The 13,663-nt window shown below is 62.9% G+C and carries 14 protein-coding genes; 6 read left to right on the top strand and 8 right to left on the bottom strand.

Features of this window, described 5'->3' with window-relative positions; translation table 11 throughout:
* Positions 1 to 5: 5 nt before the first annotated feature.
* On the bottom strand, positions 6 to 293 hold the full coding sequence (locus tag RR51_RS11080) for a PsiF family protein (RefSeq protein ID WP_003258250.1): 288 nt from the start codon (positions 291 to 293) through the stop codon (positions 6 to 8).
* A 62-nt stretch (positions 294 to 355) separates the two neighbouring features.
* Positions 356 to 1,144, bottom strand: coding sequence for an AraC family transcriptional regulator (locus RR51_RS11075; protein WP_039613531.1), 789 nt, complete (start codon positions 1,142 to 1,144; stop codon positions 356 to 358).
* Positions 1,145 to 1,358: 214 nt separating this feature from the next.
* Between RR51_RS11075 and RR51_RS11070 the strand changes: the two genes are divergently transcribed.
* The gene (locus RR51_RS11070; protein WP_039613530.1) at positions 1,359 to 2,231 is read left to right on the top strand and encodes a DMT family transporter; all 873 of its coding nucleotides are present in this window, start codon (positions 1,359 to 1,361) and stop codon (positions 2,229 to 2,231) included.
* Here the strand turns inward: RR51_RS11070 and RR51_RS11065 are convergent.
* Complete coding sequence (locus RR51_RS11065) at positions 2,228 to 3,118, bottom strand: esterase/lipase family protein (protein ID WP_015271979.1); 891 nt, start codon at positions 3,116 to 3,118, stop codon at positions 2,228 to 2,230. The genes RR51_RS11070 and RR51_RS11065 overlap by 4 nt on opposite strands.
* A gap of 123 nt (positions 3,119 to 3,241) precedes the next feature.
* On the opposite strand from RR51_RS11065, the gene osmE reads away from it, so the two are divergent.
* Both osmE and RR51_RS11055 read left to right on the top strand, forming a co-directional pair.
* A complete protein-coding gene (gene osmE, locus RR51_RS11060) occupies positions 3,242 to 3,583 on the top strand; it encodes an osmotically-inducible lipoprotein OsmE (protein WP_003258245.1) in 342 nt (113 codons plus the stop codon).
* A gap of 48 nt (positions 3,584 to 3,631) precedes the next feature.
* On the top strand, positions 3,632 to 4,162 hold the full coding sequence (locus RR51_RS11055) for a ferritin-like domain-containing protein (RefSeq protein WP_015271981.1): 531 nt from the start codon (positions 3,632 to 3,634) through the stop codon (positions 4,160 to 4,162).
* A 129-nt stretch (positions 4,163 to 4,291) separates the two neighbouring features.
* Here the strand turns inward: RR51_RS11055 and RR51_RS11050 are convergent, their stop codons facing one another.
* Complete coding sequence (locus RR51_RS11050) at positions 4,292 to 6,358, bottom strand: AsmA family protein (protein ID WP_039613529.1); 2,067 nt, start codon at positions 6,356 to 6,358, stop codon at positions 4,292 to 4,294.
* A gap of 341 nt (positions 6,359 to 6,699) precedes the next feature.
* Between RR51_RS11050 and RR51_RS11045 the strand changes: the two genes are divergently transcribed.
* The 3 genes from RR51_RS11045 (at position 6,700) to RR51_RS11035 (ending at position 9,315) form a co-directional block, all read left to right on the top strand.
* Positions 6,700 to 7,287 (top strand): hypothetical protein, encoded by a 588-nt coding sequence (locus RR51_RS11045; protein ID WP_039613528.1) that lies wholly within the window; start codon positions 6,700 to 6,702, stop codon positions 7,285 to 7,287.
* Between the two features lie 122 nt (positions 7,288 to 7,409).
* Positions 7,410 to 8,042, top strand: a complete 633-nt coding sequence (gene fabR, locus RR51_RS11040) for an HTH-type transcriptional repressor FabR (RefSeq protein WP_003259042.1) — start codon at positions 7,410 to 7,412, stop codon at positions 8,040 to 8,042.
* 175 nt (positions 8,043 to 8,217) lie between these two features.
* On the top strand, positions 8,218 to 9,315 hold the full coding sequence (locus RR51_RS11035) for an AGE family epimerase/isomerase (protein WP_039613527.1): 1,098 nt from the start codon (positions 8,218 to 8,220) through the stop codon (positions 9,313 to 9,315).
* 98 nt (positions 9,316 to 9,413) lie between these two features.
* On the opposite strand, the gene RR51_RS11030 is transcribed toward RR51_RS11035, so the two are convergent.
* From RR51_RS11030 to livM, 4 genes are all read right to left on the bottom strand, one after another.
* Entirely contained in the window at positions 9,414 to 10,181 is a 768-nt protein-coding gene (locus tag RR51_RS11030) for an SDR family oxidoreductase (protein WP_013974408.1), read from the bottom strand.
* A gap of 595 nt (positions 10,182 to 10,776) precedes the next feature.
* The gene (locus RR51_RS11025; protein WP_015271986.1) at positions 10,777 to 11,493 is read right to left on the bottom strand and encodes an ABC transporter ATP-binding protein; all 717 of its coding nucleotides are present in this window, start codon (positions 11,491 to 11,493) and stop codon (positions 10,777 to 10,779) included.
* Complete coding sequence (locus tag RR51_RS11020) at positions 11,490 to 12,365, bottom strand: ATP-binding cassette domain-containing protein (protein ID WP_010955466.1); 876 nt, start codon at positions 12,363 to 12,365, stop codon at positions 11,490 to 11,492. Before RR51_RS11020 ends, RR51_RS11025 begins: the two co-directional genes overlap by 4 nt.
* Entirely contained in the window at positions 12,362 to 13,663 is a 1,302-nt protein-coding gene (gene livM / locus RR51_RS11015) for a high-affinity branched-chain amino acid ABC transporter permease LivM (RefSeq protein WP_015271987.1), read from the bottom strand. Before livM ends, RR51_RS11020 begins: the two co-directional genes overlap by 4 nt.

The following is a 13,663-nucleotide window of genomic DNA, read 5'->3' as shown; positions in this document are numbered from 1 at the left end:
GCAGGTCATTTCTTCTTCAGGCAGTCGCTCATGAACGCTTTGCGTTCGTCACCCTTGAGGGCCTTGGTGGTGGCGTCGGCGTTGCAGGTTTTCATCTTCTCTTGCTGGGTTTGTGGCACATCCTTCTTCAGGCAGGTGCTCATGAAGGCTTTGCGCTCATCGCCCTTGAGGGCCTTGGCGGTGGCGTCGGCGTTGCAGGTTTTCATCTTTTCCTGCTGCGCGGTATTGGCGGCGAAGCCTTGTGCGCTGAACAACACCGCCAATACCAGTAAGGGGATTTGCAGCACTTTCATGGAGTATCTCCTTGGCTCCGCGCCCGATGCACGGGGGTCGAGCTGAGTGTAGCCAAGAATTCTCAACGCCCTGCCCGTGCCTGGCGACGGTATTGCTCGGGCGTGCACTGGGCCTGGCGCTGAAACATGGCGATGAACGCCGAGGCGCTGCTGTAGCCGAGGTCGAAGGCGATGGCCTGGATCGGCTGGCCGGCTTCAAGCGCCTCGATGGCGCGCAAAAAGCGCAGGCGCAGCCGCCATTCACCAAAACTGATGCCCAGCTCGCGCAGGAACTGCCGGGCCAAAGTACGTTCGCTGACATGAATCTGGGCGGCCCATTCGCCCAGCGGGCGGTTGTCGCCCGGCTCGGCACCAAGGGCATCGAGCACCTGGCGCAAGCCCTCGCTGTGGGCAAACGGCAGGTAGCAAGCCTGAGTTGGCGCCAGCAGCAGCTGGTCGAGCAGCACCTGCGCCAGGCGCTGGTCGCGCTCGCTCTCGGCCACCCGCAGGTCGCGCCGGGCGAAGTCGGCGAGGATGGCCTTGAGGATGTCGCTGATCATCAGGCTGCACGGTTGCTGCGGCAGTGCGGCGCACAGGCTGCGGTCCAGGTAGACCGAACGGTAGACGATGGCCTGCGGGTTGTAGCAACCATGCTCGGTGTCGGGCGGCACCCACACGGCGTATTGCGGCGGCGACAGGAAGTGCTGGCCAGCTACCTCCAGGTGCATCACGCCGTGGGCGGTGTAGTTGAGTTGGCCCCAGGCGTGGCGATGCAGGGCGCTGCGGGTGTCGGCACCGAACTCGTCGTGGCGGAAGTACACCGCGGCCGGGAGCCGGGTGAACTGGGGAATATCGAGGTATTTGCGCGGCATGCTGTCTGCTTTGCGGGGTGGGTTGTCTGGATAGGAGTATAGGCTTGTGGACAGACAGTTGATAATGGCTGCCATCGGGGCCTGCTGCGCAGGCCATCGCGACACAAGGCCGCTCCTACAGGGACCCGCGTTGCCTTCCGGGCCTGTGCGATACCTGTATGTCGCGATGGGCTGCAAAGCAGCCCCAATCAGTCCAAAACGAGTAAGCCGCTACATGAACTACCTGTTCCCCCTGACCGCCATCCTGATATGGGCCGGCAACACCGTGGTCACCAAGATGTCCGCCGGCGCCATCCACCCCGCTGAGATCGGCTTCTACCGCTGGCTGCTGGCTGCGCTGTTGTTCACCCCGTTCCTGCTGCCCGCCGTGTGGCGCAATCGCGCGGCCATTCGCCCGCATCTGGGCAAGGTTTTCGTGCTGGGCGTGCTGGGCATGGCGCTGTATCAGAGCCTGGCCTACTTTGCCGCCGGCATCACCAGCGCCACCAACATGGGCATCATCCTTTCGCTGATGCCACTGATGTCACTGGCATTGTCCATCGCCTGGCTGGGCCAGCGCCTGAGCTATGGTGCCCTGCTGGGCGCGCTGGTGTCATTTTTCGGCGTGCTTGAAGTGGTCAGCGCCGGCCACCCCGCCAGCCTGCTGCAACAAGGCCTGAACAGCGGCGACCTGCTGATGCTGGTGGCCACACTGGCCTATGCGCTATACAGCTTCCTGCTGAAGAAATGGCAGCTGCGCCTGCCGCCGATGCAGCTGCTGTACCTGCAGGTGCTGGTAGCCATCGTCGTGCTGCTGCCGCTGTTCGTGCTGTCGGACAAGACTGGCCTGAACAGCCGCAACGTCGGCCTGGTGCTGTACGCCTGCGTGCTGGCCTCGATGATCGCGCCCCTGGTGTGGATGCAGGCCGTGCATCGCCTGGGGCCCAGCCGCACCACGCTGTTCTTCAACCTGCTGCCGCTGGTGACGGCACTGATCGCCGCCGTGGTGCTCGATGAGCAGCTGGCCCGCTATCACCTGGTCGGCGGCCTGCTGACCCTGGCGGGCGTGGTGCTGGCCGAGCGCTGGACCACACCGATCCGTCGCTAGAGCCCTGCCGCCTTGAGCCGGGCGGCATGTTCGGTGAACAGCCGCACCGGTTCGGCACCCTTGCCCACCGCACCAAGCGACTGGTTGACGATATCCAGGTGGTCGAGCGGGTAATCGTCGCCGATCACCTGCCCCAGGTGCGAACTGAAGCGCCCGACCATTCCGTCGCAATAGCCCTTTTCCTTGACGAAACTGCGCGCGAACAGGCGGCAGAAGTGGCTGCTGCCGTCGAAACGGTTGCGCCGCTGGTCGGTCAGGCCGGGCTGCAAGGTGCCGGACCAGGAGTAATAACGCACGCCATCGACCTCATAGGCCCCCTCCCCGCCCCAGGTGTCTGGCAACCCCTGTGGATAAGCCTGGTTGAACAGCGCCACACCTGCACTGGTCAGTGACTGGTGCGAGGCGTGTACATCCACCGGCAACGGGTCACGGCGCCAGCCGGTTTCCAGCCACACCAGCAGCACGGCCAAGCCATGCAGCACGGCCTTCAGGATGCGCCCCTGCGGGGAATCGCCCGGTGCCGTGCGTTCCAGGTAGTCGGCCAGTTCCGAGCCATGGTTGGGCCCCGCCACCGAAGTGACCGAAGCCACCCGCCCAGGCCGCCTGGCAGCCGCGTAGCGCGCGCTCAGGGCGCCCTGGCTGTGGCCGATGAGGTTGACCTTTTCCGCTCCGGTACGCAGGCAGATGTCTTCGATGATGGCCAGCAACTGCTCGCCGCGCACCTCGCTGGAATGCAGTGGCGAAACCTGCACCGGGAACACCTGCGCCCCGCCCTGGCGCAGGGCCGGCACGATGCCGAACCAGTAGGGGTAGAGCACTACCCGGACAAAACCGAGCATGCCCGGCACCAGCACCAACGGGTATCGCGTGGCCAATTCCTGCTGCATTGCCCCAGCCCCTTTCCGTGGACGACCGGCCAACACTACAGCGGCCTTGATGACCATCGCAATCGAACTCCCGCCGCGCGCTGCGGTTCCAAACCACACAGACCCTTTGCAAGGAGCGGGACCATGTACAAGCAGACCCTGGCAATCCTTCTGGCAAGCGCCACCCTCGTCGCCTGCGGCAGCCGCCCGGAAAACCCGGTGGACTACGTCACCTACCGCGACGAACCGCTGGTCAAGCAGGTGGAAAAAGGCATGACCATGCAGAAAGTCATCGCCATCGGCGGCAGCCCGTCCAACGTCATCGACCTCCCCCATGGCGGCACCTGCAACGACTACATCCTCAACCACGATGGCCACCAGCAGCCCTACTACGTGCGCTTCGACGCCACCGGCCATGTCGACGCCAAGGGCTTCAAGACTTGCAAACAACGCGAAGAAGACAGCGACGCCGTCCACGGCGCCTAAGCCTTCCAGGCCATATCCATGACCACCCTGATGTTCCAGGAGATGAACATGAATGCGAATGAACTGACCGATGTACAAACACTGCGCGAACGTGCCCGTCAGCATGTCGAGCAAGGTGCGGTGACCGAGGGTTACGATGCTGATCGCCAACAGATCCTGCGCCTGCTCAATGATTCACTGGCCACAGAGCTGGTCTGCGTGCTGCGCTACAAGCGTCACTACTTCATGGCCAGCGGCATCAAGGCCAGCGTGGCTGCCGATGAATTCCTCGAGCATGCCAACCAGGAAGCCGAGCACGCCGACAAGCTTGCCGAACGGATCGTGCAGTTGGGTGGAGAGCCGGATTTCAACCCGGACAACCTGAGCAAGCGGTCCCATGCCCAATATGTGGCGGGCACTTCATTGAAGGAGATGGTGCTGGAAGACCTGGTGGCGGAGCGGATCGCCATCGATAGCTATCGCGAGATCATTCGGTACATCGGGGATAAAGATCCGACTACGCGGCGGATTTTTGAAGACATCCTCGCGCAGGAAGAAGAGCACGCGGACGATATGTCCGACCTGTTGCAAGGGTTGTGATTCTTGGGGGCGCTTTGCGCCCCTTTCGCGACACAAGGCCGCTCCCACAGGTATTCCACAAGTCTTTAGGGCTGTGAAATACCTGTGGGAGCGGCCTTGTGTCGCGATGGGCTGCGAAGCGGCCCCCTGCTATTTCCTCTCTTTCACCACCGCCGGCGCCTTGCCCGCCTTCATCTGCTGCAACAGCGGCGTGCACTGGTTGGGATCATCCCCGCTGCTAGGCGCAATCAGCGCCAGCAACCCCGCCGCCGGCCCGGCAACCACGCCCAACGCCACCATTCCCGCTCCGCGTAATGCCAGCGGCACCGCCTGCACCCCCGCACTGGGCTTGGCGAACGGCCCGCGCACATACAGCGGCGAGCGCAGCGAGAACAGCCGCAACCCTTTCGATTCGGGGGTAATTTTCAGGTCCAGCTGCTCCGTGGCGAAATTGGCCGTGCCGTTGATGTAGATGATCGCGTTCTCGGTATCGAAGATGAACAGGCGCGTGGTCGCCAGGCCATCCTTGATACCCACGTCAGCCGCCGCGCAGTTGATCTTCACATCCTCATCGCCAAACAGCTTGCCGACCACATAGTTGCCCACGTTCAACCCGGCAATCTCCATCAGGCTGCGGCTGATGGCACCATCGTTGATCAGCATGCGCAGGTCGCCATTGGCCGTGCCCAGCAAGGCGGCCACCGAGTTGCCCCGGCCAGTGATATCGGCATCGCCATTCAACTCACCGAAGCTGGTCTGCATCGGCGCAAAGGAGGGGAACAACTGCTTGAGCTTGAAGCCCCGCGCCGTCAGCCGGGCACGCCCCTGCAACGGTACGTTGCGGCCATCCAGGCGAATCCTGGAAGCCAGGTTGCCGCCAGCCACGCCAAAACGCAGGGGCTCCAGGCGCAGCAGGCCGTCCTCCAGGATCACGTGGGCCGACAGGTCGTTGAACGGCAGTTGCGCGCTGTGCACGATGCGCTTGCCAGCGAAGGTGACGTCGGCGTCCATCGCGCGCCAGCGCTCGGTGCGGAACTCTTCCACTGGCAGCACCTTGCCCTCCGGCTGCTTGCTGGCACCACCGCGGGCTTTCTGCTCGGCGTTGGAGTCGGCACCGATCAGCGGCGCCAGGTCCTTGAACAGCAACTGGTTGGACACCAGGTTGCCGGACAGCTTGGGCCGTGGCTGGCTGGCAACGAAGGCCAGGTCGCCGTGGATATCGCTGTCACCGATCTTGCCGTTGAAGCCTTGGTAGTTGAAGGTCGCCCCTTGCGCCGCGTGCAGGTTGGCGCTGAGGTGGCCGTCGGTGGAGTAGGCCGGGGTGTCGGGCAAGGTTACGCCGGTCAACGGGTAGAGGTTGCCCAGGCTGGCCCCGGACAGGCGCAGGCGCAGGTCGAGGGCGCCGAGGTTGCGCGGGTCGGTCAGGGTGCCGGCAAGCACCACATGGGTGTCGGCGATGCGCACATCAGCCTGCAGCGGGAACGGCTGGCTGGCGTCCTGCAGGGCCAGCAGGCCGCCGATCTTGCCGGTACCGGACACCGGCTGGCCTTTGTAGCGGCCCTGGGCCTTGAGCCCGAAGGCATAGTCCTGCGCGGCACCGGCCTTCTCGGCGCTGGCCTTGCCGACGATGTCGCTGAACGGGACAGGCTTGCCCAGCGGGTCGATCTGCACCTTCATGCTGGTTTTCAGGGTTTGGTCATCGAAGCTGACATTGCCCTGGTCGAAGCCGATGGCGCCAATGTCCAGCTGCCATTTGGAAGGCTCTGCATTTTCATCCTTGGGGCCGAAGTCGAAGGCCCAGTTGGCGCGGCCATCGGCCAGGCGGGTGAGGCTGGCTGTGGGCTTGGTCAGGTCGATGCGCGGGATGCTGATCTGCTGGAACAGCAGCGGCAGCGGCGCCAGGCGGAACGCCACGCGCTCCAGGCCGACCATCTTCGGTTCCTTGAGCCACTCGGGGTTGCCCAGGGTCAGGTCTTCGGCAATGAAGTGCGGCCAGGGCACCCAGGCACGCCAGCCCCCCTCTTCTGGTTCGGTGCGCCAGTCCACGGCAAGGTTGCCATTGATCGCGAAGGGCCGCTGCAGAGCCTCGGAGACTTTCTCGTTGAGCAGGGGCTTGACGCGGTTCCAGTCGAAGGTGGCAATCACCACCACCAGGATCGCCAGCAGGGTCAGCAGGCTGGTGAAGGTCCAGACGAGGATTCTGGCGGGACGCGTCATTGCGTGATTCTCCTTGCGGTATGGCACAGAACAGGTGCAGCGGTGGCGTTCAATATCTCGGACTGATGAAAACCCGTGGGGTTTTATCGATGGCGCCATGATAGCGAAGTTTTTCCTGGCCTTTTGCTCAGCAAATCGTCGCGCCAGACCGTGCGTGTTACCTGCAAAAAGCGCCGTCAAATTGCCATCTAACGGCCTGTAAAGTGCTTTCTAGAGCAGTTTCAAATCTCTATCAATACGGTCGATTGTTACCATTACCCGTATGAACTTCTCTCTGGCGTTACGCGGCGTAGCATTGGCTCCGTACCCACTTTCCAGCCCCCGAGAGGAGCACCGAAATCATGAAACGCCATCTGCTGACCCTGACCCTGTCCATCCTGGCTGCCAACGCTTTTGCCCTGCCAGCCGACGAGCAACACCTGACCGCCGAATCGCGCTCCAGCGCTGCTGAAATCGCCCAGCCGCTGAAGACCGTTGCTGAAGGTGGTGCTGATCGTCTGATCGAACGTAGTGCCCGCGTTGCCGAAGGTGGCTCCGATCGCCTGATCGAACGTAGTGGCCGTGTTGCCGAAGGCGGCTCGGATCGCCTGATCGAACGTAGTGGCCGCGTTGCCGAAGGTGGCTCCGATCGCCTGATCGAACGTAGTGGCCGCGTTGCCGAAGGTGGCTCCGATCGCCTGATCGAACGTAGTGGCCGCGTTGCCGAAGGTGGCTCCGATCGCCTGATCGAACGTAGTGGCCGCGTTGCCGAAGGTGGTTCCGATCGCCTGATCGAACGTAGTGGCCGCGTCGCCGAGGGTGGTTCCGATCGCCTGATCGAACGTACTGGTCGCGTTGCCGAGGGTGGTTCCGATCGCCTGATCGAACGTACTGGCCGTGTTGCCGAGGGTGGTTCCGATCGCCTGGTTGAAATCAGCCGTGTGAGCTGATCGCCATGACTGAAAAGAACAACCTATGTCACAACGCCAGCTCCCCTCCAGGCCCGGTCCATTGACCGGGCTTTGTTTTTTTAACTAGAGTGCCCAGCCTTACCACCATAGAAGCCCGCACCATGCTGCCGCGCGCCGAACAGAAGCTACAGACCCGCCAGGCCCTGCTCGATGCTGCCTGCCAGCTCATGGAGAGTGGCCGTGGTTTCGGCAGTATCAGCCTGCGCGAAGTGGCAAAGACGGCCGGCATCGTACCCACCGGCTTCTACCGGCATTTTTCCGACATGGACGCCCTGGGCCTGGCCCTGGTTGCCGAGGTCGACACTACCTTCCGCCAGACCATCCGCCTGGTGCGCCAGAACGAATTCGAACTGGGCGGCATCACCGATGCGTCGGTGCGCATCTTCCTTGACGTGGTCGCCGCCCACCGTGCGCAGTTCCTGTTCCTCGCCCGTGAGCAGTATGGCGGTTCGCAGGCCGTACGCCAGGCCATCGCCCGCCTGCGACAGGACATCAGCGACGACCTGGCCACCGACCTGGCGCGGATGAAGCGCTGGCAGCACCTGGACAGCGCCGCGCTGGCGGTGATGGCCGACCTGGTGGTGAAGACCGTGTTCGCCACCCTGCCCGAGCTTATCGACAGCCCCGAAGCGGGTTATCCACAGGCGTTGACGCCGCAGGAAAAGATCACCCAGCAGTTGCGCTTCATCTTCGTAGGAGCGCGGCATTGGCAGGGGCTTGGCAACCCGAGCTGATCGGTAGCCTGTACCGACCTCTTCGCGGGTGAACCCGCTCCCACAAGTACGGCACCGGACCTGAGGGAAGCGCAATACCTGTGGGAGCGGGTTCACCCGCGAAGAGGCCGGCACAGGCTACCCACAACCCAGTTCTGCTACCATGGCGCCCTGCCCGACAGCGACGAGCGCCGAAATGTCCGACCCCCGCCCCACCCTGCCCGAACTGGCCCGCTTCAACCAGCACTTCGCCGAACGCATCGTGCCGTTGTGGCAAGGCCCGGGCTGGAACGCCGACATGGCCCTGCCTTACGAGGCACTGGACGCCCAGCACCAGCCATTGCCGGTGCAGCGCTACCGGGCCATGGCCTGCGCGCGTCAGCTTTACCTGTTCAGCAGCCGCATCGGGCAACCGGGCGCAGCCGAGCGTGCGGCGGCCTTGTTCCGCTCGTTGCAGAAGCACTTCCACGACGCCGAACACGGCGGCTGGTTCTACAGCATCGACGCCCAGGGCAAACCGCTGGACCGGCGCAAGGACCTCTACACCCACGCGTTCATCGTCTTCGCCTGTGCGCACTACTGGGGCAAGGTGCGTGAAAACCTGGTGGAGTCCACGCTGAACGCCGCGCTGGACATCATCGACCAGCAGTTCGCCCGCGACGACGGCCTGTACGAAGCCAGCCTCGCTGAAGACTGGGCAGACCTTGGCAGCGGCCCGCTGCAGAACCCGCAGATGCACCTGGCCGAAGCCTTCCTGCAGGTGCTGGCGGTGCGTGACGACAAGCATGCCCGGCAGTCGTTGCTGCACCTGTGCGCGGCGCTGCAGGAACACTTCATCGACCCCGCCCACGGCCTGATGCTGGAAAAGCCACGCGGCACTGTGGATAACTGGTTCGAGCCGGGGCACCAGTTCGAGTGGTTCTACCTCCTGCATACCTCGCCACTGCTGCGAGATACGCCGCTGCATGCGTCCATCGACCGGGCTTTCGGCTACGCCGAGCAATACGGGGTGAAGGATGCCGCTGTGCTGGCGATGCTGGATGTGGATGGCCAGGTGCTCGACGCCACCCAGCGGATCTGGGCGCAGGCGGAGTACCTGCGGGCGCTGGTGTTTCGGACAGGGGGCGAGAGCAAGCTTGCCGGGCAGTTGCAGGCTCTGGAAACGCGGTTCCTGCGTGAGGCGGGCTGGTATGAGTGCCGGGATGGGCAAGGCAGTGTCAGCCGGCATGATATGCCTTCGACTACTCCCTACCACTTGGCGACTTGCCTGGAAGGGTTGCAGCGCCTGGGCTGACGCTTTCGCGGGTGAACCCGCTCCCACAGGGATAGCGCCTGCTCTGAAACCGGTGCATTACCTGTAGGAGCGGGTTTACCCGCGAAGAGGCCCTCGGATCAGCCTTTGACCGACCGGTCGATCGAGAACCCTGCCCAGTCCTGGCTCACCGGCATCAGCTCGAGGCTGTTGATATTGATATGCGCCGGCTGGTTGAGGATCCAGAAGATGGTCTCGGCGATGTCCTGCGGCTGGATCGGCTCGGCACCGGCGTAGGTGGCGTCGTATTTGGCCTGGTCACCGCCAAAGCGCACCAGCGAGAACTCGCTCTCGCACAGGCCCGGCTCGATATTGCTGACGCGCACGCCCGTGCCCCGCAGGTCGCAGCGCAGGCTCAACGAGAACTGGCCGACGAAGGCCTTGGTGCCGCCATACACGTTGCTGCCTGGGTACGGGTAGTTGCCCGCCACGGAACCTACGTTGAGGATCGACGCCCCACGGCCATGGGCGATCAGCCGTGGCAGCAGCAGGCGAGTGGTGTACATCAGGCCCTTGATGTTGGTATCGACCATGGTTTCCCAGTCGTCCAGGCTGCAGTTCTGCGCCGCGTCCACCCCTAGCGCCAGGCCTGCGTTGTTGACCAGGCCGCGCAACTTGTCGAAGCCGGCCGGCAAGTTGGCGATGGCCTGCTCCATGGCCTTGCGGTCACGCACGTCGAGTACCAGGCCGTGTACTTCGGTCTTGGCCGACAATTCGGCGCACAGGGCGTCCAGGCGCTCCTTGCGGCGGCCAGTGAGCACCAGCTTCCAACCAGCTTCGGCAAAACGGCGGGCAGTGGCCTCACCAAAACCGGAAGTCGCGCCAGTGATGAATACGGTGGACGTCATGCTCTGTTCCTCACGGTGGATTGTCATCGGCAGTCTTGCAGCATGCCCGCGCCGCGTGCTTGCAGCAACCCGCCCGGGATACTGTTCATTTTTTGATCATATGTGGCAAACCCTTACAGCAGACGGCTCGGCACCAGCTATGCGCACGTTATCCACAAGGCTTTCCCCACGGATTGGGGGCAACTTGTCCACGGTACGGAACCCTTTCAGCGACTTATGGTCGGTGGATATCTTTTCGGTGATGGCGCAAGGCTTTCAATCATGCCGTCTGCAGCGGTCTGTCCAAGGCTTTTTCACAGGGTTATCCACAGGCTTTTCGCAACGCCTGGAATGAATGCAGGGCTTTGAAAAACCTTGGAAAATAATCCACAAGGTGCAATTGATCAAAAAATGATCATGACTCTGCAGGGCTTGGTATCAAAGGGCTTGAGCGAGATGCCACCATGTTTTCCACAGGCGGTTCCACATTAACCGTGGAAAAAATGATCCTGTGGAAACAAGGGTTTGTGGTGGGGCTGTGGAGTAATTGGGGAGAGGTGTTCGAAAGGTTGTCCACATTGGCTTCGAGGGCCGCAAAGCAGCCCCCGAATGCATCTCAATGCCCGCCGAGATAGGCGTTGCGCACTTCTTCGTTGACCAACAGCTCCTGACCCGTCCCGCTCATGCGAATCTGCCCGTTGACCATCACATAAGCCCGGTCCGACAGTTTCAGCGCATGGTTGGCGTTCTGCTCAACCAGGAAGATGGTCATGCCGGTCTTGGCCAGCTCACGCAGGGTCGAGAAGATCTGTTTGACCACGATCGGCGCCAGCCCCAGCGATGGCTCGTCCAGCAGCAACAACTTCGGCCGGCTCATCAGCGCGCGGGCAATTGCCAGCATCTGCTGCTCGCCACCAGACATGGTCATGGCCCTCTGGTTACGCCGCTCTTTCAAGCGCGGGAACAGCTCGTACATCCGCTGCATGTCTTCGTCGGCATGCTTGTCACCGATGGGGATGGTACCCATCATCAGGTTCTCCTCGACCGTCATGTCGGGGAACACCCGGCGCCCTTCCGGCGACTGGGCGATGCCGTTGGAGGCAATGTAATGCGACGACTTGCGAGTGATGTCGGTGCCGCGGTACACGATATGCCCCGACGCCGCCCGCGGCTGGCCGAAGATCGACATCAGCAGGGTCGACTTGCCAGCGCCGTTGGCGCCGATCAGGCTGACCGTCTCACCTTCATTGATGTGCATCGAGACTTTCTTCAGCGCCTGGATAGGGCCGTAGAACACGTCCAGGTCCTTCAATTCCAGAATGGGTGCACTCATACCAGTTCCTCTTCATCTGCACCCAGGTAGGCGGCGATCACCGTCGGGTTGTGGCGGATATCCTGCGGCGCGCCTTCGGCAATCACGTTGCCGTGGTCGAGCACCACGATATGATCGGAAATGCTCATGACCATGCCCATGTCGTGTTCGATCAGCACCACGGTAATGTCGTGCTCGTCGCGCAGCACGCGGATCATGCGGCTGAGGGCCTCGGTTTCCTGTGGGTTCAGGCCAGCCGCCGGTTCGTCCAGGCAGATGATCTTCGGCCGCGTGCACATGGCCCGGGCGATTTCCAGGCGGCGCTGCTGGCCGTACGACAACTCGCCAGCCAGGCGGTTGGCGCAATCGACCAGGTCGACCACTTCCAGCCAGTAGAACGCGTGGTCCAGCGCATCGCTCTCGGCCTTGCGGTAGGCCTTGGTGTTGAGTACCCCAGCCAGCAGGTTGCGGTTGACCCACATGTGCTGCGCCACCAGCAGGTTCTCCACCACCGACATTTCCTTGAACAGGCGAATGTTCTGGAAGGTGCGTGCCAGGCCGGCGCGGTTGACCAGGTGGGTACCGCCGAACATCTTGTAGTACATGCGGTTGGCGAAGCGCGCCGGGGAGACGAAGTCTGCCGCCTGGAAGCGCTCGCCGAGCAGCTGGATGACATTGGTGTGGCTACCGCGCACGTTCAGTTCGATGCGCCCGCCACTGGCCTTGTAGAACCCGGTCAGGCAGTTGAACACGGTGGTCTTGCCCGCACCGTTGGGGCCGATCAGGGCGAAGATCTGGTTGCGCCGGACCTTCAGGCTGACATCGCTGAGCGCCTTGATGCCGCCAAACTGCATCATCAGGTTGTCGACCGAGAGAATGATATCGTCGCTCATGGCGCCACTCCTTTACGCGGGGTCACACCGGTACGGCTGATGCGGATCAGCCCACGCGGTCGCCAGATCATCATCAGCACCATCAACACACCGAACAGCAGCACGCGGTATTCGGAGAAGCTGCGCAGCAGCTCGGGTGCCACGGTCAGCACGAAGGCGGCAATCACCACGCCTACGGTCGAGCCCATACCACCGAGCACGACGATGGCGAGGATCAGCGCCGACTCGAAGAAGGTGAACGACGACGGGTTGACGAAGCCCTGGTAGGTGGCAAAGAACACCCCGGCCAAGCCGGCGGTGGAGGCACCCAGGGTAAACGCCGAGAGCTTGACCAGTACGTGGTTCAGGCCCATCGAGCGGCAGGCGATCTCGTCTTCGCGTAGCGCTTCCCAGGCACGGCCGACCGGCATGCGGGTCAGGCGATGCTTGATGTAGAGCACTGCAAGCACGACGATGAACAGCACCGCGTAGATGAACACGAACTTGAGGTTGGCGTTGTAATCGAAGCCGAAGAACTCGTGGATCGGTACCCCACCGTCCTTGGCCCTACGGCCGAACTCCAGGCCGAAGAAGGTCGGCGCCGGTGCCGGCATGCCGTTGGGGCCGCCGGTGAACGACAACCAGTTGTTCAGCACCAGGCGGATAATCTCGCCGAAGCCCAGGGTCACAATCGCCAGGTAGTCGCCGTGCATCCGCAACACGGGGAAACCGAGTATGCACCCCGCCAGCGCCGCAGCTATGGCCGCCAGTGGCAGCACGCTCCAGAAGCCCAGGCCAAGGTACTGATAACCCAGCGCCAGGCCATATGCGCCGATGGCATAAAACGCCACATAGCCCAGGTCGAGCAGGCCGGCCAGGCCGACCACGATGTTCAGCCCCAGGCCCAGCAGCACGTAGATCAGGCCGAGGATGACGACGGTCAGCAGGTACTTGTTGGCGAAGATCGGGAAGACAATGGCGATCACCACCAGCGCCGGGATGATATAGCGCAGCCGTGATACGTAGTTCGGCGCGCGCACATGCACGCCCGAGCCACCGCTTTCGAAGCCCTGGAGCATGCGCGAGCCGGCAGCTGTCTGCAGGTACAGGCTGAGCAGGAAGCGGCCCAGCATCACCCCGCCAACCAGCCAGGCCACACGCCGCGGCTCGGCATTGAAGGTGTAGCCGTCGAGCACCACGCCAACGACAGGGCCGAACACGATGAGTGCCAGCAGGCCGGCGACGATGGTCTCCAGCAGGCTGCGTTTGATATCGAAACTTTTGGTTTCAGGAACAGAGGCAGTTTTGGCAATGGACAT

It is taken from the genome of Pseudomonas sp. C5pp (assembly GCF_000814065.1).
Lineage (GTDB): Bacteria > Pseudomonadota > Gammaproteobacteria > Pseudomonadales > Pseudomonadaceae > Aquipseudomonas > Aquipseudomonas asiatica.
This window is presented reverse-complemented; position numbering and strand designations above follow the sequence as displayed.

What these genes read in the sequence shown, in the direction of transcription:
- RR51_RS11020 (WP_010955466.1), bottom strand. Translation starts at nt 12,365, where the DNA reads ATGAGCGACGATATCATTCTCTCGGTCGACAACCTGATGATGCAGTTT.
- RR51_RS11025 (WP_015271986.1), bottom strand. Translation starts at nt 11,493, where the DNA reads ATGAGTGCACCCATTCTGGAATTGAAGGACCTGGACGTGTTCTACGGC.
- fabR (WP_003259042.1), top strand. Translation starts at nt 7,410, where the DNA reads ATGCTGCCGCGCGCCGAACAGAAGCTACAGACCCGCCAGGCCCTGCTC.
- RR51_RS11050 (WP_039613529.1), bottom strand. Translation starts at nt 6,358, where the DNA reads ATGACGCGTCCCGCCAGAATCCTCGTCTGGACCTTCACCAGCCTGCTG.
- RR51_RS11075 (WP_039613531.1), bottom strand. Translation starts at nt 1,144, where the DNA reads ATGCCGCGCAAATACCTCGATATTCCCCAGTTCACCCGGCTCCCGGCC.
- RR51_RS11030 (WP_013974408.1), bottom strand. Translation starts at nt 10,181, where the DNA reads ATGACGTCCACCGTATTCATCACTGGCGCGACTTCCGGTTTTGGTGAG.
- osmE (WP_003258245.1), top strand. Translation starts at nt 3,242, where the DNA reads ATGTACAAGCAGACCCTGGCAATCCTTCTGGCAAGCGCCACCCTCGTC.
- RR51_RS11035 (WP_039613527.1), top strand. Translation starts at nt 8,218, where the DNA reads ATGTCCGACCCCCGCCCCACCCTGCCCGAACTGGCCCGCTTCAACCAG.
- RR51_RS11070 (WP_039613530.1), top strand. Translation starts at nt 1,359, where the DNA reads ATGAACTACCTGTTCCCCCTGACCGCCATCCTGATATGGGCCGGCAAC.
- RR51_RS11055 (WP_015271981.1), top strand. Translation starts at nt 3,632, where the DNA reads ATGAATGCGAATGAACTGACCGATGTACAAACACTGCGCGAACGTGCC.
- RR51_RS11080 (WP_003258250.1), bottom strand. Translation starts at nt 293, where the DNA reads ATGAAAGTGCTGCAAATCCCCTTACTGGTATTGGCGGTGTTGTTCAGC.
- RR51_RS11065 (WP_015271979.1), bottom strand. Translation starts at nt 3,118, where the DNA reads ATGCAGCAGGAATTGGCCACGCGATACCCGTTGGTGCTGGTGCCGGGC.
- RR51_RS11045 (WP_039613528.1), top strand. Translation starts at nt 6,700, where the DNA reads ATGAAACGCCATCTGCTGACCCTGACCCTGTCCATCCTGGCTGCCAAC.
- livM (WP_015271987.1), bottom strand. Translation starts at nt 13,663, where the DNA reads ATGTCCATTGCCAAAACTGCCTCTGTTCCTGAAACCAAAAGTTTCGAT.